General features: G+C 60.4%; 17 protein-coding genes. 8 read left to right on the top strand and 9 right to left on the bottom strand.

The genetic code is table 11. From position 1 onward, the window contains the following. Positions 1 to 46 precede the first annotated feature (46 nt). The 3 genes from ACM62R_RS02895 to ACM62R_RS02905 all read right to left on the bottom strand — a co-directional run bounded on the left by ACM62R_RS02895 (position 47) and on the right by ACM62R_RS02905 (position 2,512). Positions 47 to 544, bottom strand: a complete 498-nt coding sequence (locus tag ACM62R_RS02895) for a bactofilin family protein (protein WP_415182567.1) — start codon at positions 542 to 544, stop codon at positions 47 to 49. Continuing rightward, on the bottom strand, positions 534 to 1,859 hold the full coding sequence (locus ACM62R_RS02900) for a DUF5930 domain-containing protein (RefSeq protein WP_415182568.1): 1,326 nt from the start codon (positions 1,857 to 1,859) through the stop codon (positions 534 to 536). Before ACM62R_RS02900 ends, ACM62R_RS02895 begins: the two co-directional genes overlap by 11 nt. Positions 1,860 to 2,014: 155 nt before the next feature. Next, entirely contained in the window at positions 2,015 to 2,512 is a 498-nt protein-coding gene (locus ACM62R_RS02905; protein WP_415182569.1) for a peroxiredoxin, read from the bottom strand. A 114-nt stretch (positions 2,513 to 2,626) separates the two neighbouring features. On the opposite strand from ACM62R_RS02905, the gene ACM62R_RS02910 reads away from it, so the two are divergent. The 6 genes from ACM62R_RS02910 (at position 2,627) to uvrA (ending at position 13,693) form a co-directional block, all read left to right on the top strand. Next, positions 2,627 to 5,980: a hypothetical protein gene (locus ACM62R_RS02910; RefSeq protein ID WP_415182570.1), complete on the top strand. Its 3,354-nt coding sequence runs from the start codon at positions 2,627 to 2,629 to the stop codon at positions 5,978 to 5,980. Next, entirely contained in the window at positions 5,977 to 7,035 is a 1,059-nt protein-coding gene (queA, locus tag ACM62R_RS02915) for a tRNA preQ1(34) S-adenosylmethionine ribosyltransferase-isomerase QueA (protein ID WP_415182571.1), read from the top strand. The genes ACM62R_RS02910 and queA overlap by 4 nt, the downstream gene beginning before the upstream one ends. Positions 7,036 to 7,093: 58 nt before the next feature. Further along, on the top strand, positions 7,094 to 8,365 hold the full coding sequence (locus ACM62R_RS02920) for an MFS transporter (RefSeq protein WP_415182572.1): 1,272 nt from the start codon (positions 7,094 to 7,096) through the stop codon (positions 8,363 to 8,365). A 47-nt stretch (positions 8,366 to 8,412) separates the two neighbouring features. Next, a complete protein-coding gene (locus ACM62R_RS02925) occupies positions 8,413 to 8,988 on the top strand; it encodes a DUF924 family protein (protein WP_415182573.1) in 576 nt (191 codons plus the stop codon). A 30-nt stretch (positions 8,989 to 9,018) separates the two neighbouring features. Further along, positions 9,019 to 10,428: a dihydrolipoyl dehydrogenase gene (gene lpdA, locus ACM62R_RS02930; RefSeq protein WP_415182574.1), complete on the top strand. Its 1,410-nt coding sequence runs from the start codon at positions 9,019 to 9,021 to the stop codon at positions 10,426 to 10,428. 403 nt (positions 10,429 to 10,831) lie between these two features. Continuing rightward, positions 10,832 to 13,693 carry an excinuclease ABC subunit UvrA gene (gene uvrA, locus ACM62R_RS02935; protein ID WP_415182575.1) on the top strand — a complete coding sequence of 954 codons (2,862 nt, stop codon included), beginning with the start codon at positions 10,832 to 10,834 and terminating at the stop codon, positions 13,691 to 13,693. 94 nt (positions 13,694 to 13,787) lie between these two features. On the opposite strand, the gene ACM62R_RS02940 is transcribed toward uvrA, so the two are convergent. The 6 genes from ACM62R_RS02940 to ACM62R_RS02965 form a co-directional block, all read right to left on the bottom strand. After that, on the bottom strand, positions 13,788 to 13,991 hold the full coding sequence (locus ACM62R_RS02940) for a DUF2892 domain-containing protein (RefSeq protein ID WP_415182576.1): 204 nt from the start codon (positions 13,989 to 13,991) through the stop codon (positions 13,788 to 13,790). 79 nt (positions 13,992 to 14,070) lie between these two features. Beyond that, a complete protein-coding gene (locus ACM62R_RS02945; RefSeq protein WP_415182577.1) occupies positions 14,071 to 14,730 on the bottom strand; it encodes a Crp/Fnr family transcriptional regulator in 660 nt (219 codons plus the stop codon). A 48-nt stretch (positions 14,731 to 14,778) separates the two neighbouring features. Beyond that, entirely contained in the window at positions 14,779 to 15,651 is an 873-nt protein-coding gene (gene mmsB, locus ACM62R_RS02950) for a 3-hydroxyisobutyrate dehydrogenase (RefSeq protein ID WP_415182578.1), read from the bottom strand. Between the two features lie 3 nt (positions 15,652 to 15,654). Continuing rightward, entirely contained in the window at positions 15,655 to 16,683 is a 1,029-nt protein-coding gene (locus ACM62R_RS02955; RefSeq protein ID WP_415182579.1) for a 3-hydroxyisobutyryl-CoA hydrolase, read from the bottom strand. Next, positions 16,683 to 17,828, bottom strand: a complete 1,146-nt coding sequence (locus ACM62R_RS02960) for an acyl-CoA dehydrogenase family protein (protein WP_415182580.1) — start codon at positions 17,826 to 17,828, stop codon at positions 16,683 to 16,685. The genes ACM62R_RS02955 and ACM62R_RS02960 overlap by 1 nt, the downstream gene beginning before the upstream one ends. 171 nt (positions 17,829 to 17,999) lie before the next feature. Next, positions 18,000 to 19,499: a CoA-acylating methylmalonate-semialdehyde dehydrogenase gene (locus ACM62R_RS02965; RefSeq protein WP_415182581.1), complete on the bottom strand. Its 1,500-nt coding sequence runs from the start codon at positions 19,497 to 19,499 to the stop codon at positions 18,000 to 18,002. A gap of 102 nt (positions 19,500 to 19,601) precedes the next feature. On the opposite strand from ACM62R_RS02965, the gene ACM62R_RS02970 reads away from it, so the two are divergent. Continuing rightward, on the top strand, positions 19,602 to 20,504 hold the full coding sequence (locus ACM62R_RS02970; RefSeq protein ID WP_415182582.1) for a LysR family transcriptional regulator: 903 nt from the start codon (positions 19,602 to 19,604) through the stop codon (positions 20,502 to 20,504). A gap of 84 nt (positions 20,505 to 20,588) precedes the next feature. Next, entirely contained in the window at positions 20,589 to 21,023 is a 435-nt protein-coding gene (locus ACM62R_RS02975; protein WP_415182583.1) for a CBS domain-containing protein, read from the top strand. The last annotated feature ends 83 nt before the right edge of the window (positions 21,024 to 21,106 follow it).

Below are 21,106 nucleotides of genomic sequence, written 5' to 3' on the forward strand. Positions count from 1 at the left end.
GCCGACTGGCCTCGCCCTCACATCTGAAAGGTATCGTGACGAAGGTTTATTGGCCCTCTGGCATGGGCGGCGCCAGTTTGGGCGTGCCGGTACCGTTCGACAACGGGTCATCCTGACGCTGGACTGAGCCTTCAAAATGTGCGCCCGATTCGATTGCGATTGTCTTGTGGACGATGTCGCCCTCGACCCGCGCGGTTGAGGTCAGCCGGACCTTAAGCCCGCGTACACGGCCGACAACGCGGCCGTTTACAACCACGTCGTCAGCTATGATCTCACCGCGGATCGTCGCGCTTTCGCCAACTGTCAAAAGGTGCGCACGGATGTCACCCTCGACAACGCCTTCCACCTGAATATCGCCTGTGGTCTTGATGTTGCCCGTGATCGTCAGATCTGACGACAGGACCGAGGCCGCAGCTTTGACGCGCGGTGCTGTGGGAACAAAATCCCCGGCGGACTTTGTCATCGTTCCGTCTGAGGTCTTGGATTTTTCAGTGTCGGCCGCAGCTTTTGGGCCGGGCTCATTTATTCTGCTTTTAGAAAACATCTTTGGCCGCCTTGATGAAGGTCATCGGGTTAACAGGTGCACCGCCCACCTGAATTTCATAATGCAGGTGCGGGCCGGTTGACCGTCCAGTATTGCCCATATCACCGATATGATCCCCGCGCGAGACCTTTTGGCCCACGCTTACGCGGATTTTGGACAGATGGCCGTAAACTGTTGTGGTGCCGAACTCGTGCCGGACCTTGATCACATTGCCATAGCCGTTCTGGCGCCCTGCGGTCGTAACAACCCCGTCGGCTGTGCTATACACTGACGTGCCTATCGGGCCGGCCATGTCAATGCCGGCATGCAGCCGCCCCCAGCGGTAGCCGAAGGGCGAGGTAAAGCGGAAAGCCGCCTTCAACGGCATATCGAACGGCATCTTTTCCACAGCGATCCGGTAAAGGTTCATCTGGTCCAGGGAACCAAGAATATTACTGGCGCGCGCCTCATCTGCGGTCAGGCTGGCGTTGCCCTTGGATGAAAAAGATATCGGCGTCAAAGGTCCGCCGTGGCCTGAATAGCCCTTGCGCACCTGTGTCAGGATGCTGTCGGGGTTCATCCCGGCCGCTTTGAACATCTTGTCCAGCGGAGCCATGGAGACAGTTACTGCGCCTTCCAGCGTCGTGAATATTTCGTCATTTCGCTGTTCCAACAGTCGTTTTTCCAGCAAGATCTGGTCGGCTTCGCTACGGGCGGCCTCTGCGTCGCGCTCCATGATGTCGCGTTCCTGGGCGGTGGCACCCAATGCGGCGGTCAGGAAATCAACGGTCGAAGCCATATCCTGGGTGCGCGCGGCGTCCGACACAGCATCGGCGTTGCTGCCGTTCATGTCGGCCTGAACGGCCGCCATTTCGGTGCGCGCTTCGTCGCGTTCACCCATGGTGCGGCGCAGCGTCCCCTGAATCACGTCGATCCCGGTTTCCAGTTCGCGCCGCCGCTCTTCCGAGGAGAGCAGCGTTGACTGCATTTTTGAAACCTGCTCCAGCGCCAACTGAAAGCGGTCTTGCGCCGCCAGCGCCTCGGCTGCGCGGGCATCGCGTTCCTTGGATAGGGTATCAAGCCGATATTCGAATGCCACCTGGGCCCGCGCTGCCTGATCGCGCGTCGAGCCAGAGCTGATCCCATCAATGAACAACAGTGACGTTGCGATGACCGACCAACCAAAGACCAGACACGATACACCCAGCGTCAACGCCTGCGTGATGGGCTTAAGCCGCACGAATCGGGTAGAGGTTTCAGACTTCAAGAACAGCCGCTGTTCGGGCAGCCAGCGTTCAAGTGTTGAATTCAGCCGGTCATTGATGCGTCTGTGCAAGCCACTTGTCCTTTATCGTTTTTGCAAGGGCGGCGCGGACCGAGCCGTTACGTCACCCAAGCGCGGAGTAGCAAGCGCTGTGGTGCCGGCGCAACAAGTTTTGAACGATTTGGTGCAGTGACGGCGGTTCACTGTAAAAATGCGCGGCTTTTCGCCTAATTATCCCCAATTTCGGGCTTTATGAGGTGTTTGACGGCCTCCAGAACTTCTTCGGCATGGCCTGCGACCTTGACCTTTGGCCAAATCCGCGCAACGCGACCCGTGGAATCAATCAGCAGCGTACGACGCTCGATTCCCATGTGGGTCTTGCCGTACATTTTCTTTTCAACCCAAGTGCCATAACGTTCGCAGGTATCGCCGCTTTCATCCGATACCAGCACCACATCGAGGCTGTGTTTGGCGCAAAACTTTTCGTGCCTGGCCGGGCTGTCTTTTGAAATACCGATTATCCGTGCCCCGAAGGCTGCAAATTGCGGCGCAAGGCGGGTAAAATCCTGCGCCTCCAGGGTGCAGCCGGGCGTGTCATCCTTTGGATAGAAATAAAGTACCACCGGGCTGGGACGCAGTGATGACAGGGTAAGGGTTTCGCCGCCGGTCCCGTTTTCTGTCTGGGGCAAGGTAAAATCAGGCGCAGTTTCGCCGATCTGGGGCATCATATCCTCCTTCAGGGGTGAACAGGATTTACGTTTAGGCCGGTTATGCGCCAAGATACAGGCAGACCCGCAACAAGGCCGCACTGTGACGCGCCGGGCAAGTGATGAGGTAGGATGCGCATGGCTGATGGCCAGCCAGAAAAGGCCGCACCAGAACCGGGCGCGGACACCGGCATCGTGACCGGCGACATTGGCGTGGCCGCCGCCGTAAGGGGCGAGCATCGCAAAAGGCGGGTTTGGATGTGGGTTTTGCCAAGCCTGCTGTTGCTGGCATTGGCAGCGGGTTTTGCGGTGATGGTGTTGACGCATCGCCCGCTGGCAGCCCCGGCATGGGTTGTGGCGCGGCTTGAAACGCGGGCCAATGCCGCGCTGGCGGGGGTGGTGCGGGTACGGCTTTCGGGTGGGGCGGATGTGGTGGTCGATCAGGGCTTTGTGCCCAGGGTAAGGCTTCATGGTGTGGTGATAACCAGCCCGTCGGGCCTGCCGATCGCGGTTTTACCTGAATTGCGCAGCACGCTTTACGCGCAACCGTTGCTGCGCGGCAAGATTGTCGCCAAAAGCTTTCGGATCCGGGGCGGCAGTCTGGCAATGCATCGCCTTGCGGACGGCACTTTTGATCTGGCCTTGGGCGGCGGAAACACCTTTACCGCGCCGCGCCCCGAAAACGCCGCCGAGGTGGTAGCCGCCTTTGACGCGGCCTTTGCCACCCCCGCGCTGGCCCGCCTGCAACGCATCGAGGCCGAGGATCTTCAGATCCGGCTGGATGATGCGCGGCAAAACCGCGTCTGGTGGGTGTCTGCGGGGCGCCTGAGTCTGGTGCAGCAAGATACGCGGATCTCGGTCACGCTGGGGTTTGATGTGGGTGAAAAGGATCACCTTCCGGCACAGGTTGCTGTATCGCTCAGCACGCGCAAGGGCAGCGCGGAAACCAGCTTTGGCGCGGCTGTAACGGCGGTTCCGGCCAAAGATCTTGCGTTGCAATCGCCCGCACTGGCGTGGCTGTCGGTGCTGGATGCGCCGATTTCGGGGTCGATCCGATCGGGAATTGATGCGGCAGGCCAGATCGGGCGGATGGATGCGATGCTTGAGATTGGCGAAGGTGCGATCAGCCCCGTTGCAGGCGCGCAACCGGTGCCGTTTGAGGGGGGAAAGGTCTATCTGGGGTATGACCCGGCCACCGAAAAAGTCACGTTTACCGATCTGGCGTTTGACAGCCGCGCAATCAGGTTGCGTGCGCAGGGCCAGGCGGTGCTGCGCGGGCTTGCGGCAGGGCTGCCCGACACCCTGTTGGGGCAAGTCACCATTACCGATCTGCAACTTGACCCCGAGGGGGTTTTTGAAGAACCCGCCCGGTTTTCACAGGGGGCCGCCGATATTCGGCTGCGGCTGAACCCGTTTGGCATTGATCTGGGGCAGGTGCAGTTGATCGAAGGCGATCAGCGCATTTCGGCGCGTGGCCATGTCGGGGCCGATGCCGCAGGCTGGCGGGTGGCGCTGGGTCTGGGGGTGGATCAGATCAGCCAGAACGGGCTGTTGGCGCTGTGGCCGCCCGCCTTGGTGCCACGCACCCGCGACTGGGTGGCGACCAATGTGGCCACGGGAACGCTGCACAACGTTGCCGCCGCGCTGCGCCTTGCGCCCGGGGCCGAGCCGCGGCTGGCGCTGGGGTATGAGTTCAGCGGAGCCGAGGTGAAGGTGATAAAAAGCCTGCCCCCGGTGTTGCAAGGGGCGGGTTTTGCCACCATTGGCGGCACCACCCATGCGCTGATGGTTGAGGCAGGCTATGTGACCGCCCCGGCGGGCGGGCGGGTTGATGTGGCGGATACGGTCATGCTGGTGCCCGATATCCGCATCAAACCGGCCCCGGCCGTCGTGAAATTGCGCACCAAAAGCGCCATCCCTGCGGCGCTGTCGCTTCTGGATCAGCCGCCGTTCGAGTTTTTGACCAAGGCAGGCCAACCGACCGACATCGCCGAGGGCCAAGCCGAGACCGATACCACACTGCGCCTTGTGCTGGCCAAAAAGGTGGACCCGAAGTCGGTAGATTATGACGTGACCGCCCGCCTGACCGATGTGCGCTCTGAAAAGATCGTGCCGGGGCGGGTGCTTGCCGCCGATGAATTGACGCTGACCGCGAGCCGTGAGGGCCTCGAGATAGCCGGGCGGGGCACGCTTTCCGGTGTCGGGTTCGATGCGCGCTGGACGCAGAAATTTGGCCCGGAACACAAGGGCAAATCGCAGGTTGCGGGAAGTATCGAGCTGTCCGCGAAGGCGCTGGACACCTTTCAGATTGATCTGCCGAAAGGGGCGCTGGGGGGTTTGGGCCGGGGGCAATTGACGCTGGATATCACCAAAGGTGCGCCGATCCGCTATGAAATGCAGTCCGATCTGCGCGGGCTGGTGCTGCGCATTCCCGAGGTGGGTTGGTCAAAAGCGGCGGCCACACATGGAACATTGGCCCTGTCAGGGGCGCTTGGCAAACCTGCCACGGTTGACGCGCTAAGCCTGTCGGCGCCGGGGCTTGAGGCGCGGGGGCAGATTACCCTGAACCCGGAGGGCGGCCTGAAACTGGCCAAATTCGACAGTGTTTCGATTGGCGACTGGTTCAAGGGCGGGGTCGCGCTGGCCGGGCAGGGCAGGGGCCGGGCACCCACCATCACGGTCACCGATGGGCAGGCCGATATGCGCCGCGCCAAGCTAAGCGGGGGCAGTGGTACGGGCGGCGCTGTCAAGATCGGCGTGGCACTGGACCGGCTGACCATTTCCGACGGTATTGCCCTGACCGGGTTTCGCGGCGATTTTGGCACCAGCGGGGGCTTTAACGGCTCTTTTGATGCGCGGGTCAATGGCGCCGCGCCCGTGCTGGGGGCCGTGACCCCTTCGACCGCCGGGCGAAGTGCCTTTCGGATTACTGCGCGCGATGCGGGGGCCGTTCTGGCTGCCGCCCATATTTTTGCGCGCGCGCGCGGCGGCAGTCTTGATCTGACGCTGGTTCCAATGCGGGCGCCGGGTAGTTATCAAGGCGTGGCAAAGATCCGAAACCTGAAGGTCAAGGATGCGCCGGTATTGGCGGCGATGCTGGGGGCTGCCTCGGGGATTGGCCTTTTGGAGCAGTTGAACGGCGATGGGCTTGTGTTCAATGATGTCGAGGGGGTGTTTCGCTTGACGCCCGAAGGGGTCAGCATCACAAGGGGCGATGCGATGGGGGCCTCGCTTGGGGTGACGATGACCGGGAATTACTACCCGACGAGCGGAAAGATTGATATGCAGGGTGTGGTTTCGCCATTCTACCTTATCAACGGAATCGGGCAGATCCTGACCCGGCGCGGCGAAGGTGTGTTCGGCTTCAACTATAGCTTGCAAGGCACCGCAGCCGCCCCGCAGATCAAGATCAACCCGCTGTCGCTGCTGACGCCGGGGATGTTTCGCGAAATTTTCCGCCGGGCGCCGCCAAAGGTCGTGCAATGAGGCTTGAGGATTTCGATTTTCATCTGCCCGAGGCGCTGATTGCCACGCGGCCGGCCCGCCCCCGCACCGCCGCGCGGTTGCTGCTGGCTGAGGGGGGGCAGATCCGTGACCAGCAAGTATCTGATCTGGTAAAGATTTTTCGCCCAAGTGATCGGTTGGTGCTGAACAATACCCGCGTCATTCCGGCACGCCTGACCGGTCAGCGCCACCGCGCAAGCACCCAAGGCAATGTCACCGCCAAGGTCGAGGTGACGCTGCTGGAGCCGCTGCCGGGCGGCGCCTGGGCCGCGCTTGCCAAGCCGCTGCGCAAGGTCCGGCCGGGCGAGGAAATTCACTTTTCACCCATACTTTCGGCCCGTGTCATCGCCATTGAGGATGGCCAGCTAAGCCTTGCCTTCAACCTGACCGGCACAGATTTTGACACAGCCCTGGCCAAGGCCGGCGCGATGCCGCTGCCCCCTTATATTGCGGCTTTGCGCGCCCCGGACGAGGCAGACAAATCTGACTATCAGACCGTCTTCGCCCGCCATTCCGGTGCCGTAGCGGCCCCCACCGCCAGCCTGCATTTCACCGAGGATCTGCTGCAAACGCTGGCCGCCCAAGGCGTCGACTTTACCGAGGTCACGCTGCATGTCGGTGCAGGCACCTTTCTGCCGGTCAAGGTTGATGATGTCGCCAGCCACAAGATGCACGCCGAATGGGGCGAGGTTTCCGCCAAAGCCGCTGATGAAATCAACGCCACCCGCGCGGCGGGCGGGCGGATCATTCCGGTGGGGACCACGGCGTTGCGGCTGATAGAAACGGCCGCAGCCTCGGGGCGGGTCATGGCGTTTCGGGGCACCACCGATATTTTTATCTACCCCGGCTACAGGTTTCGGGTGACGGATGCGCTGATGACCAATTTCCATCTACCCAAATCGACGCTGCTGATGCTGGTTTCGGCGCTGATGGGGCCAGAGCGCATCCGCGAAATCTATCGACATGCGGTTGCACAGGGCTACCGTTTCTTTTCCTATGGCGATGCGTCGCTATTGATTCCCCAAGGTCGTAATTAGCGCCCACCGCCGTGCCTACCTGCGCTAAACCCCGCGTTCCGATCAGATGAGGTCCCCGATGCTGAGTGTTTTGCGTAGTTCATGGCCGCTATTGCTGGGCGTGATGTTGCTGATGGTCGGCAATGGGATGCAGGGCACCTTGCTGGGTATTCGCGGCGAGATCGAGGGCATCGGCACCTACGAGATGTCCGTGGTGATGTCGGCCTATTTCATGGGCTTTCTGTTTGGATCGCGGATGACGCCCGAGATGATTCGCCGGGTTGGTCATGTGCGGGTCTTTGCGGCGCTGGGCAGTCTGATTTCTGCCGTGCTGGTGCTTTATGCAACCGCGCCGAACTGGGTTGCGTGGACGGCAATGCGGGTGCTGATCGGATTTTCATTCTCTGGGGTCTATATCGTCGCGGAAAGCTGGCTGAATGCCCAAAGCACCAATGAAAACCGTGGGCAGGCGCTATCGGTCTATATGATCATGCAGATGCTGGGCGTCATTACAGCGCAGATCCTGCTGAATACGGGCGACCCCTCGGGATATTTTCTGTTCGTCATCCCGTCGGTGCTGGTTTCACTGGCGTTCACGCCGATCTTGCTGTCGGTCGCGCCTGCGCCGCCGTTTGCCACCACCAAGCGGATGAGTTTTGCGCGGCTGTTTGCGGCCTCTCCGCTGGGTTGTGTGGGGATATTTTTGCTGGGGGGGGTGTTCTCGGCCTTGTTCGGGATGTCTTCGGTTTGGGGTACCCATGCGGGGCTGAGCGTGCGCGAAATCTCAATCTTCGTTGCGGCGATCTATGTGGGGGGGCTGCTGTTTCAGTATCCGATCGGTTGGGCGTCGGACCGGATGGACCGGCGCGTGCTGATTCTGGCGCTGGCGATCATGGGGGCCGTGTCGATGGGGCTGGTGTTTATAATGGCGCCGGGGTTTGGGGTGCTCTTGTTCATGGCGGCGCTTATTGGCGGCATTGCAAACCCGCTTTATTCATTGATGGTCGCCTATACCAACGACTACCTTGATAATTCCGATATGGCAGCAGCCTCGGCGGGGTTGTTGTTTATCAACGGTCTGGGGGCAATTACCGGCCCGCTGGCAACCGGCTGGCTGATGGAGGCTGTGGGCGACAATGGCTTTTTCCTTTATATCGCACTTTTGATGGCGCTGGTTGCCGCCTATGCCGGCTGGCGCATGACCCGCCGCCCGTCGATCCCTGCCGATCAAACCGGCGCCTTTGCGGTGCTGTCACCGGCCGCAACCACGCTTGCGGTAGAGGCCGCACTGGAGGCCGCGCAGGACACGTCACAGTCAGACACGGATGACACCCCTTCCGTAGGGCATTGATCCCAAGCGCGGAACCTGCCAGCCTTATGTCAAAGGGAGGTGACATAATGAGCGTGAACGACGTTCTGGCCTTTTGGCTGGAGACTGTAGGTCCCTCTGGCTGGTACAAGGTCAACACGGCTTTGGATAACCGGATACGAACCGATTTTCAGCCGCTTTGGGAACGGGTCGCAACGCTGGAATGGGGGGGGACCGCCCGCGGCGCGCTCGCGCAGATCGTGGTGGCAGACCAGTTCCCGCGCAATATGTTTCGCGGCGATCCGCGCAGCTTTGCGACCGACGCGCTGGCGCGTGATCTGGCCGATGCGGCAATTACCAAAGGCTTCGATCTGGACATCGACCCGCCGGCACGGCAGTTTTTCTACCTGCCCTTCATGCATGCCGAAGATATGGCGCTGCAAAACCGCTGCATTGATCTTTTTGATACGCGAATGCCGGGCGATAACCAACGCCACGCCCGCGCCCATGCGCAGGCCATTGCGCGTTTTGGCCGCTTTCCATGGCGCAATGATGCGTTGGGGCGAACCTCTACCCCGGCAGAAAAAGCAATACTGAAGGCCGGCGGCTACAGTGCCGCTCTGGCGCAAACACCCACCATTGATACGGGCAAAAAAATGGTTTAAGGCTAAACTACATTAATTGGAGGAAGTGTCATGGCAGCCAAAAGCTTCGATATGATCGTCATCGGCGCAGGCCCGGGCGGCTATGTCGCCGCGATCCGTGGTGCGCAACTGGGGTTGAATGTCGCCATAGTTGAGCGTGAACATCTGGGCGGGATCTGCCTGAACTGGGGCTGTATTCCTACCAAGGCGCTGTTGCGGTCATCAGAAGTGTTTCACCTGATGCATCGGGCCAAGGAATTTGGTCTGAAGGCCGAAAATATCGGTTATGACCTTGATGCCGTTGTCGCGCGGTCGCGCGGGGTCGCCAAACAGTTATCGGGTGGCATTGGCCATCTGATGAAGAAAAACAAGATCACCGTTGTCATGGGCGCCGCAACGATCCCGGCCAAGGGGCGTGTGCAGGTCAAGACCGACAAGGGCAACGAAGAGCTGACCGCCAAGGCGATCGTCGTTGCCACCGGCGCGCGGGCACGCGAACTTCCCGGGCTTGAGGCCGATGGCGATCTGGTCTGGACCTATAAACATTCGCTGGCACCAAAACGGATGCCGAAAAAGCTGCTGGTGATCGGTTCGGGCGCGATCGGAATCGAATTTGCCAGCTTCTACAATACCTTGGGTGCCGATACGACCGTGGTCGAAGTAATGGACCGTGTGTTGCCGGTAGAGGACGCGGAAATCAGCGCATTCGCCAAAAAGCAATTCGTCAAGCAGGGCATGAAAATTCTGGAAAAGACGACGGTCAAGAAACTGGACCGTGCGCCTGATGGTAAAGGGGGGGGTAAGGTTACCGCCCATCTGGAAGATGCCAAGGGCACGACAACGGCCGAATTTGACACTGTCATTTCGGCTGTGGGCATCATTGGCAATGTCGAAAACCTCGGGCTTGAGGGGCTGGGCGTCAAAATCGACCGCACCCATGTCGTGACCGATGAATACTGCCGTACCGGCGTTGAGGGGCTTTTTGCCATTGGCGATATTGCCGGCGCGCCCTGGCTTGCGCACAAGGCCAGCCACGAAGGCGTCATGGTGGCAGAGCTGATTGCAGGCGGTCATCCACACCCGATCAAACCGGGCAGCATCGCCGGCTGCACCTATTGCCAGCCGCAGGTTGCCAGCGTGGGCCTGACCGAAGCCAAGGCCAAAGAACAGGGATACGAGATTCGCGTCGGTCGTTTTCCGTTTATCGGTAACGGCAAGGCGATTGCACTGGGCGAGGCCGAGGGGCTGGTGAAAACCGTCTTTGATGCGAAAACCGGCGAACTCCTGGGTGCACACATGGTTGGCGCAGAAGTGACCGAGCTGATTCAGGGTTATGTCGTTGGCCGCGCACTGGAGACGACCGAGGAAGACCTGATGAACACCGTTTTCCCGCATCCAACCCTGTCCGAGATGATGCACGAGGCGGTTTTGGATGCCTACGGCCGCGCCTTGCATATGTAGGGATCAAAACCGCGCGTCGGCCTGAAAGACACCTGATCGTTCGCCTAGAGGGTTTTGCAAGGCTATCCGGGCAAAGTGTTGGGCCAGGTGCGTTTCGCGCAGATATTTGACGATAAGGCCCCAATCGCTGGCAACGTGGGCGCGCGCGATTGGGGTTTTCAAAAGGCGCACTGGCGGCAGATCGGTTCGCCGGATCCTGTGTAGGGGTCAAAGACGTCTCTTTCCCCGCCGCGAAAGCTGCTGTCAGCCCTGTGCCATCTGATTGACCAAGCCAAGCGTTGCTTGGGTTGCGCTGCTGCTCATATCAACTGGTTTTCATCAAGGTTTCTTCTTTTGTTCCGAGATCCGGCTTGGAGACTCGGTCTGGATACACTATCAGGTATCGTCTTATCCGGGGGCGAGCATGGCCGAGCAGAAGTTCATCGAAGTACGCGGCGCGCGCGAACATAACCTCAAGAACGTCGATCTGGATATTCCGCGCGACCAGTTCGTGGTGATCACCGGGTTGTCGGGTTCGGGCAAATCCAGCCTCGCGTTCGATACGATCTACGCCGAGGGGCAGCGCCGCTACGTCGAAAGCCTGTCGGCCTATGCGCGCCAATTCCTTGATATGATGGGAAAACCTGACGTCGATCACATCTCGGGGCTTAGCCCGGCGATTTCGATCGAACAAAAGACCACGTCGAAAAATCCGCGATCGACCGTTGGCACGGTGACCGAAATCTACGACTATATGCGGCTTTTGTTCGCCCGCGCGGGCACCCCCTACAGCCCCGCCACCGGCCTGCCGATCGAGGCGCAGCAGGTGCAGGACATGGTTGACCGGGTGATGGCCCTGCCCGAGGGCACGCGGGCCTATCTTCTGGCCCCGATCGTGCGCGACCGCAAAGGCGAATACCGCAAGGAATTTCTGGACCTGCGCAAACAGGGTTTTGCCCGCGTCAAGGTCAACGGCACCTATCATGAGCTGGAGGAACCGCCCGTTCTGGACAAGAAATTCCGCCACAACATCGACGTGGTGGTAGACCGGATCGTAGTGCGTGAGGGTCTGGAAACCCGCCTGGCTGATAGTTTTCGCACCGCGCTGGACCTGGCTGACGGTATAGCGCTTTTGGAAACCGTCGCCCCCGAGGGTCAGGAACCAGACCGGATCACATTCTCGGAAAAATTCGCCTGCCCGGTTTCCGGCTTTACCATCCCCGAAATCGAGCCACGTCTTTTTTCGTTCAACGCCCCCTTCGGCGCCTGTCCCGTCTGCGACGGGCTGGGAATGGAGCTGTTCTTTGACGAACGTCTGGTAGTGCCAGACGTCACCCTGCAAATCGGGAACGGCGCGATTGCGCCTTGGTCCAAATCGAAAAGCCCGTATTTCACCCAAACCATCGAAGCGCTTGCCAAGCATTTTGGCTTTGACCGCCGTAAGGCCTGGAAAGACCTGCCCGAGGCGGTGCAAAAGCTGTTTCTCTACGGGTCGGGCGACGAAGAAATTCCGTTCCGCTTTGACGAGGGCGGCCGCGTCTATCAGGTCAGCCGCACCTTCGAGGGCATCATCCCCAATATGGAGCGTCGCTACCGCGAAACCGATAGCGCCTGGTCGCGCGAGGAAATGGAGCGTTATCAGAACAACCGCCCCTGCGGCGCCTGCGGCGGCTACCGCCTGAAACCCGAGGCGCTGGCGGTCAAGATTGCCGGGCTGCATGTGGGGCAGGTCGTCGAAATGTCGATCCGCGAGGCCCACGCCTGGGCCGAGGCCGTGCCGGCCAGCCTGTCCGTGCAGAAAAATGAAATCGCCAAGGCGATCTTGAAGGAAATCCGCGAAAGACTGGGGTTCCTGATCAATGTCGGCCTTGATTATCTGACACTAAGCCGTGCTGCCGGTACGCTTTCGGGCGGCGAAAGTCAGCGAATCCGCCTGGCCTCGCAGATCGGATCGGGTCTGACGGGGGTTCTGTATGTGCTGGATGAGCCGTCGATCGGCCTGCATCAGCGCGACAATGACCGGCTGCTGACAACGCTGAAAAACCTGCGCGATCAGGGCAATTCAGTGCTGGTGGTCGAACACGACGAAGACGCGATCCGCCATGCCGATTATGTTTTTGACATGGGGCCGGGGGCGGGGGTGCATGGTGGCCAGATCGTTGCACGCGGCACACCCGATGAAATCGCCGCCGATCCCGCCAGCCTGACCGGCCAATACCTGTCAGGAATACGCGAGATTGCCGTGCCAAAATCGCGCCGGGCCGGTAACGGCAAGTCGGTCAAGGTAGTAGGTGCCACCGGCAACAACCTCAAAAATGTGACAGCCGAATTCCCCTTGGGAAAATTTGTCTGCGTCACCGGTGTCTCAGGGGGCGGAAAATCCACGCTCACTATCGAGACGCTGTTCAAAACCGCCTCAATGCGTCTGAACGGCGCACGCCAGACCCCGGCGCCTTGCGAAACGATCAAGGGACTTGAGCATCTCGACAAGGTCATCGACATCGACCAGCGCGCCATCGGGCGGACACCCCGCTCCAACCCGGCGACCTACACCGGTGCCTTCACCCCGATCCGCGACTGGTTCGCGGGCCTGCCGGAGTCAAAAGCGCGCGGCTACAAACCGGGGCGATTTTCGTTCAACGTCAAGGGCGGCCGTTGTGAGGCCTGCCAAGGCGATGGCGTGATCAAGATCGAGATGCACTTTTTGCCCGACGTCTATGTTGAATGCGAAACCTGTAAAGGTCATCGCTACAACCGCGAAACTTTGGAAGTTCACTTTAAAGGCAAGAGCATAGCCGACGTTCTTGATATGACGGTCGAAGACGCGCAAGAGTTTTTCAAAGCCGTTCCCTCGATCCGCGAAAAGATGGATGCGCTGGTCGAGGTGGGCCTTGGCTACATCAAGGTGGGCCAACAGGCGACCACGCTTTCAGGCGGCGAGGCGCAGCGCGTAAAGCTGTCAAAGGAACTGTCGCGCCGTGCCACCGGCCGCACCCTCTACATTCTCGATGAACCCACGACGGGGTTGCATTTCGAAGACGTGAAAAAGCTGCTTGAGGTGCTCCACAGCCTGGTCGATCAGGGTAACACGGTGGTGGTGATCGAACACAACCTTGATGTCATCAAGACCGCCGACTGGATCATAGATATTGGCCCCGAGGGCGGCGATGGCGGTGGTGTGATCGTGGCCACTGGGACACCTGAACAGATAGCCAAAGCCACTCACAGCTACACCGGGCAATACCTGGGCCCGATGCTGAGATCCCGCAGCGTCGCTGCGGAGTGATTTTGGGTTTTGTTTGGCAAAAATACTCCCGCCGGAGGCTCCGCGGCTAGTCCGGGCAGCCTCCGGCGGGAGTATTTTCACCAAATAAATTCACTTATTTCTTCATCGGGCAGGTGTTGAAGCCAAGCACCGAATACATGAGGCAACTTCCCATCAACCCGGTCAATAGCGGCAAGATGCCGATCAGAAACAACCAGCGGTAGCTGGCTTGTGGGTAGACGAAAAAGCCTGCAATCAGGGCAAGCCCGACGACGATGCGCAAAATGCGGTCGATGCCGCCGACGTTGGATTTGAACATTGGTTACTCCATTCACGCGGGCGCTGATGCCCGGTTGCGATAAGCATATCCGATGGCGTGGGGTGCGTCTGTGACTAGGTCACAGCGTTCCAGTCAGGGCCAGCCGTTCCAATGCGGCGCGATTGGTCAGTAGAACGGCGCCACGTTCCGTGCGCACCCAGCCTGCGCGCGCAAACACATCCAGCCTGCGCGATACGACCTCGCGCGCTGACCCGATCTGCGCGGCCAACTCGGCTTGGGTTGCCCTGACCCGATCGCCGCTGGCGCGCGCCAGCAGCGCCTCAGCCAACCGGATCTCAACGCGCTGAAACGCCACGCGCTCCATCAGCTGAATCATATCACCCATCCGTTCGGCGAAGGCGGCAAAGACGAGCCGTCGAAAGCCGGGGGCCTTGTCCATCAGCGCCAGAAAAGGCCCGCGCGGCACCATCACCAGCGTGCAATCAGCTGCCACAATCGCCTCGGACGAGTAATCGCCCCCGCCCAGCAGACCCAGCGTCGATTGAACGCAGCTTTGACCCGGCTCAATCGCATAAAGCAGTAGCTCACGCCCATTTGCCCCGGTCAGAAACACCTCGATCCGGCCAGAAAGCATCAGCGCAAATCCCGCAACCTTGTCGCCGGGGCGAAACAGCACCGTACCGCGACGCAAGGTTTGCGGGGTCAACCGCCCAAGTTCTGCGCGGGTATCGGGTTCCAGTACCGCAAGCGCGGGGGTGTCCAGGGGCCAGTCGTTCATGGGCGAGTAGTAGGCGGCTTGCCGGGCAAAGCACAAGCCGTCATCCGGTCAACCGCGTCCGCGTTTTTCAAACCGCGGCAACATTGCCGAGAAATCCATCCCCTTGCCGCCCTCCTGCTCGACGAAGGTGGTGTAAAGCGCTGCGGCCATCTGCCCCATTGGGGTGTCGGCATCTGCGGCCTCGGCGGCCTGCTGGCTAAGACGCAGATCCTTGAGCATGAGTTCAGCGGCGAAGCCCGGCTTGTAGTTGTTGTCGCTGGGCGATTTGGGGCCAATGCCGGGGGCCGGGCAATATGTATTCATCGACCAGCTGGCGCCGGAAGAAGTTGAAACCACATCAAACATCTTATCGCGTGCGAGCCCCAGTTTATCGGCCAGTGCAAAGGCCTCGCAGGTGGCAATCATGGTGACGCCCAGGATCATGTTGTTACAGATTTTGGCAGCCTGCCCGGCGCCTGCCACCCCGCAATGCACGACCTTCTGCCCCATGATGTCAAATAGCGGCGTGACCGTTTCAAAGGCGGAGTCGGTGCCGCCAACCATGAAGGTCAGCGTTCCGGCAGCGGCCCCGCTGGTGCCGCCGGATACAGGTGCATCCAGCACTTGCAGCCCCGCAGCCGATGCCTGTTCGGCCACAAAACGCGCCGCGTCCACATCAACTGTCGAGCAGTCGCACAGCACCGCCCCCTTGGCCATTGCCGGGATTACCTCGGCCGCCACGGTGCGCAAGATTGCGCCACTGGGCAGCATGGTGATGACCACATCGGCGCCGGTTGCGGCCTCGGCGGCGCTTTGGGCGGGTGTTGCGCCTTTGGGGATCGGGGCGACCGGGTCGTAACCGGTAACGGTGTGGCCTGCCGCCACAAGGTTGGTGGCCATCGGGCCGCCCATATTGCCAAGGCCGATAAATCCGATTTTCACAGCTCAATCCCTCCAGATTGCGGCCTCGGGGCCTAAAGGTTCCAGCATTTGCGCCACATCCTCGGGGCGCAGTGTCGCCAGCGTGTGCCGCCAGACGGGGCGGCGGTCCTTGTCGATGATCTGGGCGCGCACACCCTCCAGAAAGTCGCCCATCGCGGTTGCGCGGCGGGTAAAGCGGTATTCACGGCTTAGTGCTGCGCGGATGGTCGGGTCTGCGCGCGTCATCCGCACCAGTGCCAGCGTGGCGGCCATCGACAGGGGCGAGTTGCGCCGGATCAGCGTTAGCGTGTCGGTTGCGAAATCGCTGTCCGTCCTGGTCAGCCGCCCGATGATCGCGGCAAGGTCGGGTGCGCTAAAGGCCGCGTCGATCTGCGGTGCAAGCGCGGCCAAAGCCGACGCCGGGGCAGGGGTACCCTGAATGATGGTGGGATTGCCGGTGGCTATAAGCCGGGCTTTCAGCGCGTCCCACTTGGCCTCGGGCAGGTAGGTATCGGCAAAATTCGCATGGATTGCGTCACCTGCGCCCATGCGGGTGCCGGTAATGCCCAGATATTCACCCAAAGCGCCCGGTGCGCGGGCCAGCAAAAGCGTGCCGCCCACGTCGGGAACCAACCCGATGCCGCTTTCGGGCATCGCCATCTGGGTGCTGTCACCGACGATCCGGTGGCTGGCGTGGCCGCCCACGCCCACGCCGCCGCCCATCACGAATCCCTGCATGAAGGCAACGATCGGTTTGGGGAATTCTGCGATAGACGCGTTCATCCGGTATTCTTCGGCAAAGAATTCATGTGAGACGGTATGATCGCCTGCCCGCCCCGCGTGATACATCGCCGCGATGTCACCCCCCGTGCAAAAGGCGCGCTCACCCATGGCGTCGATCAGCACCAGATCCACCGAAGGATCGTGGCGCCAGTCATCAAGCGCGGTCTCGATTGCGGTGGCCATCTGGTGGTTCAGCGCGTTCAGGGCAGCGGGGCGGGCAAAGGTCAGGCGTCCGGCGCGGCCTTCCTTGCGGGCGATGATATCGGCCATCAGCCGCGCTCTGCCAGCATTGTGCGGGAAATGATCAGGTGCATGATCTCATTCGTCCCTTCCAAGATCTGATGGACACGCAAATCGCGGACCAGTTTTTCAATACCATAATCGGCCAGATAACCGTAGCCGCCGTGTAGTTGCAGGCAGGTATTGGCCACCTCAAACGCGGCATCGGTGACATACATTTTTGCCATGGCGCAGAATTTCGTGGCATCGGGGGTGCCCTGATCCAGTTTCCACGCCGCCTGACGCAAAAAGATGCGCGCTGATTGCAGCTTTACCTCTTGCTCGGCCAGCCGGAATTGTAGCGCCTGAAACTGGTCAAGGGTTTTACCGAAGGCCGTGCGCTCGCCCATATAATCCAGCGTCAGATCCAGCGCCCGCTGCGCGCCGCCTAGCGCGCCGGCGGCGATGTTCAGCCGCCCGCCATCCAGCCCGGCCATCGCATAGGCAAAGCCCTTGCCCTCATCACCGATGCGGTTTTTCAGCGGCACGAGGCAATCATCGAACTGCACCTGCGCGGTAGGTTGCGCGCGCCAACCCATTTTCTCTTCCAGCGCGCCAAAGGAAAGGCCGGGTGTGCCCCCTTCGACAATCACCGTGGAAATCCCTTTGGGACCAGCATCTCCGGTGCGCACCATGGTGACGTAGGCATCCGAATAGCCCCCGCCCGAGATGAACGCCTTGGTGCCGTTCAACCGGTAGCCCTGATCGGTCACGTCCGCGCGGGTTCGCAGCGCCGCCGCGTCAGAGCCTGCCCCCGGTTCGGTCAGGCAGTAGGAAAAGACCTTTTCCATGCTGCACAGCGCCGGAAGCCAGGCTGCCTTGACCTCATCCGAAGCGAATTTGTCGATCATGCCGCCGCACATGTTGTGGATCGACAGGAACGACCCCACCGCCGGGCAGGCCATCGCCAGCGCCTCAAAGATCAGCGTTGCATCCAGCCGCGACAGGCCAGAGCCGCCATAGTCTTCGGAAACATAAATCCCGCCAAGGCCCAGTTCGGCCACCTTCGGCCAGAGCGATCTGGGAATCGTGCCTTCGGATTCCCATGTGCGGGCAAACGGCGCGATATGCTTTTGCCCGAAGGCATGGGCCATATAAAATATCGCCTGCTGTTCCTTGCTGAGTGCAAAATCCATGTGTCCTCCCCCAAATCCGGTGCCGCAGATGAAATGGATTGAACGCCCGCTCAGTTTTCAATCCTCGCAGCAATTTTGCAAGCGCCGTCTGTTTGCAGGCCGGTTGGGGCGGGTCGGGCAAAGGTGGGGTTGCCCCGCCGAAGGAGATATTCGGCGGGGCTTGGTTTCAGGTCAGTCCATCGCCTTGAAGTTGAAGGCGGACCCTTCCTTGATGCCGCTGGGCCAGCGCGCGGTCACTGTTTTCGTGTGGGTATAGAACCGGAACGCATCGGGACCGTGCTGGTTAAGATCCCCAAAGCCCGACTTTTTCCAGCCGCCGAAGGTGTGATAGGCCAGCGGCACCGGGATTGGCACGTTGATACCGACCATGCCGATATTGATCCGCGCGGCAAAATCGCGCGCGGTATCGCCGTCGCGGGTAAAGATCGCGGTGCCATTTCCATATTCATTGTCAAGGGCATAGCCGATGGCCTCTTCATAGGTCTTGGCCCGCACCGTTGACAGAACCGGGCCAAAGATCTCTTGCTTGTAGATCTCCATATCGGTGGTGACGTTGTCAAACAGCGTCGGGCCAACGAAAAAGCCGTTCTCATAGCCTTGCAGTTTGAAATCGCGCCCGTCGCAAACCAGCGATGCACCCTGATCCACCCCCGAGGTGATCAGGCCCTTCACGCGCGCCATGGCGGCACTGGTGACCAGCGGGCCATAATCCACGTCGTCACCTGCCGTCCACGGGCCGACTTTCAGCCTTTCAATGCGCGGCACCAGCATTTCGATCAGCCGGTCGGCGGTTTCGTCACCCACCGGAACCGCAACCGAGATCGCCATGCACCGTTCGCCCGCCGCGCCAAAGCCGGCGCCGATCAACGCGTCTGCCGCCTTTTCCATATCGGCGTCAGGCATGATGATCATGTGATTCTTGGCGCCACCAAAACACTGCACACGTTTGCCGTTGGTGCAGCCACGACCGTAGATATACTCTGCAATCGGGGTCGAGCCGACAAAACCCAGCGCCTGCACGGTGTCATTGTCAAGGATCGCATCGACGCTTTCCTTGTCGCCGTTGATTACCTGAAGGACGCCATCCGGCAGGCCGGCCTCTTGCAAAAGTTCCGCCAGCATCAACGGAACCGACGGATCGCGCTCTGACGGTTTGAGGATGAACGCGTTACCGCACGCCAGCGCAGGCCCCATTTTCCACAGCGGAATCATCGCCGGAAAGTTGAAAGGCGTGATCCCTGCCGTCACGCCCAAAGGCTGGCGCATCGAATACATGTCGATCCCCGGCCCGGCGCCATCGGTAAATTCACCCTTCAAAAGATGCGGCGCGCCGACGCAGAATTCAATCACCTCAAGCCCGCGCTGCACATCGCCCTTGGCATCCGGGAAGGTCTTGCCATGTTCCGATGACAGCACCTCGGCCATCTTGTCCATGTCGCGGTTGATCAGGCGGACGAATTCCATCATGACCCTTGCGCGTTTTTGCGGGTTGGTGGTGCCCCATTTCACCTGCGCTTTGGCGGCATCGGCCACGGCGCTGTCCAGCTCGGCCTTGCTGGCAAGGGCTACATGCGCTTGCACCTCGCCGGTGGCCGGGTTGAAGACATCGGCAAAGCGGCCCGATTTTCCGGCAACCATCTTGCCATTGATCCAGTGACCAATCTCTTTCATCACATCCTCCTAAATATTATGGGCCCACTCTAGTCTTGCAATTTTGCCTGACAAAGAGGCAATTTGGCAAAAGCGTTTTGCGTTTTTGCAAAGGGGCGAAACTTGACTGACTGGGATGACTTGCGCGTATTTCTGGCGGTGGCGCGGGCGGAAAGCCTATCGGGCGCGGGGCGGGTGCTGAAACTGGATGCCGCCACCGTGGGGCGCCGCATCGCCCGGCTGGAAGAGGCGCTAAGCGCCAAACTGTTCGATAAGAGCCCGCAAGGCTACACGCTGACCGATGCCGGGGCACGGCTTTCGCCGCATGCTGAGCGCGCCGAATTGGCGTTGGCGGGGGCGGCTGAAGAATTGGGTGGCGTTGCGGGGCAATTGACCGGGCAGCTGCGTATCGGTGCGCCGGACGGTTGCGCCAACTATCTGCTGCCCCAAGTCTGCGCGCAGTTATGCGATGCGCATCCGGGACTGGAAATTCAGGTCGTTGCACTGCCGCGGGTGTTCAACCTTTCCAAACGCGAGGCGGATATGGCAATCACCGTTTCGCCGCCGAACGCTGGCCGGCTGACGGTGCAAAAACTGTCTGACTATCAGCTGCACTTGGTTGGATCGGCGGATTATCTGGCCTGCCATCCAAAAATCCTCAGCCGCGCGGATCTGCGTGGGCACCGGATGATTGGCTATATTCCCGACATGATTTTTGACAAGGAACTGGATTATCTGGCCGAAACCGGCGCCGAGACGGTCGGGCTCGCGTCAAATTCGGTGTCGGTGCAGATGCAAATGGTGCGTGCAGGGGCGGGGCTGGCGATAGTGCATGACTTTGCGATTCCTTTTGTTCCGGGCCTGCGCCGGTTGCTGATCCGTGAAATTGCGCTAAGCCGCGCCTTTTGGCTGATCCGTCACGCCGACGACCGCCGGTCCGAACGCCTGACCCGTCTGGCCGAAACACTGGCTCTGGCCTTTCGGCGTGAAATCACCCGGCTTGAGGCGCTGGCCGCGCTACCCTGAATTGCTAAATTGCCCGCAACCGCGCTTGACAGAAGCGCAAAGCGGGGTGACGCTACGAAAAGGCGGGTTAAAAAGGAGATCATGATGCAGGTTCTGCAAATTCTAAACTCGAAGGCACTGCATGAAGTGGTCACTGTCAAACCGGGAACAACGGTTGGTGCAGCCTCGGAGCTATTATCAAGCCGCCGGATCGGTGCGGTTATCGTATCGCCCGATGGCAAGAATGTCGCCGGGATTTTGTCCGAGCGTGACATTGTGCGCGAGTTGGGCCGCAAGGGTGCCGCTTGCATGGCTGACAAGGTGGACGACATCATGACCAGCAAGATCATCGGCTGCACCCGTGATGACTCTGCGCTTCAAGTGCTGGAAATAATGACCGAGGGCAGGTTTCGCCACATGCCGGTCATGGAAAATAACGAGATGATCGGCCTGATTTCCATCGGTGATGTGGTGAAGGCACGCCTGTCGGAACTGGCAATGGAAAAAGAGGCTCTTACCGGAATGATCATGGGGAACTGATGCCGCATTTGGCCAAAGCCGCCCTTGCATTTTGAGGCGCAATATAGTTGCGTGCAAAAATCTTTCAAGGCGGACCAAGGAGA

Source organism: Phaeovulum sp. (assembly GCF_047638075.1).
Lineage (GTDB): Bacteria > Pseudomonadota > Alphaproteobacteria > Rhodobacterales > Rhodobacteraceae > UBA6197.

Coding starts and splice junctions, on each gene's coding strand:
- ACM62R_RS02945 (WP_415182577.1), bottom strand. CDS start 14,730: ATGAACGACTGGCCCCTGGACACCCCCGCGCTTGCGGTACTGGAACCC.
- ACM62R_RS02895 (WP_415182567.1), bottom strand. CDS start 544: ATGTTTTCTAAAAGCAGAATAAATGAGCCCGGCCCAAAAGCTGCGGCC.
- ACM62R_RS02920 (WP_415182572.1), top strand. CDS start 7,094: ATGCTGAGTGTTTTGCGTAGTTCATGGCCGCTATTGCTGGGCGTGATG.
- ACM62R_RS02925 (WP_415182573.1), top strand. CDS start 8,413: ATGAGCGTGAACGACGTTCTGGCCTTTTGGCTGGAGACTGTAGGTCCC.
- ACM62R_RS02965 (WP_415182581.1), bottom strand. CDS start 19,499: ATGAAAGAGATTGGTCACTGGATCAATGGCAAGATGGTTGCCGGAAAA.
- lpdA (WP_415182574.1), top strand. CDS start 9,019: ATGGCAGCCAAAAGCTTCGATATGATCGTCATCGGCGCAGGCCCGGGC.
- ACM62R_RS02960 (WP_415182580.1), bottom strand. CDS start 17,828: ATGGATTTTGCACTCAGCAAGGAACAGCAGGCGATATTTTATATGGCC.
- ACM62R_RS02975 (WP_415182583.1), top strand. CDS start 20,589: ATGCAGGTTCTGCAAATTCTAAACTCGAAGGCACTGCATGAAGTGGTC.
- uvrA (WP_415182575.1), top strand. CDS start 10,832: ATGGCCGAGCAGAAGTTCATCGAAGTACGCGGCGCGCGCGAACATAAC.
- ACM62R_RS02955 (WP_415182579.1), bottom strand. CDS start 16,683: ATGGCCGATATCATCGCCCGCAAGGAAGGCCGCGCCGGACGCCTGACC.
- ACM62R_RS02910 (WP_415182570.1), top strand. CDS start 2,627: ATGCGCATGGCTGATGGCCAGCCAGAAAAGGCCGCACCAGAACCGGGC.
- ACM62R_RS02905 (WP_415182569.1), bottom strand. CDS start 2,512: ATGCCCCAGATCGGCGAAACTGCGCCTGATTTTACCTTGCCCCAGACA.
- ACM62R_RS02940 (WP_415182576.1), bottom strand. CDS start 13,991: ATGTTCAAATCCAACGTCGGCGGCATCGACCGCATTTTGCGCATCGTC.
- queA (WP_415182571.1), top strand. CDS start 5,977: ATGAGGCTTGAGGATTTCGATTTTCATCTGCCCGAGGCGCTGATTGCC.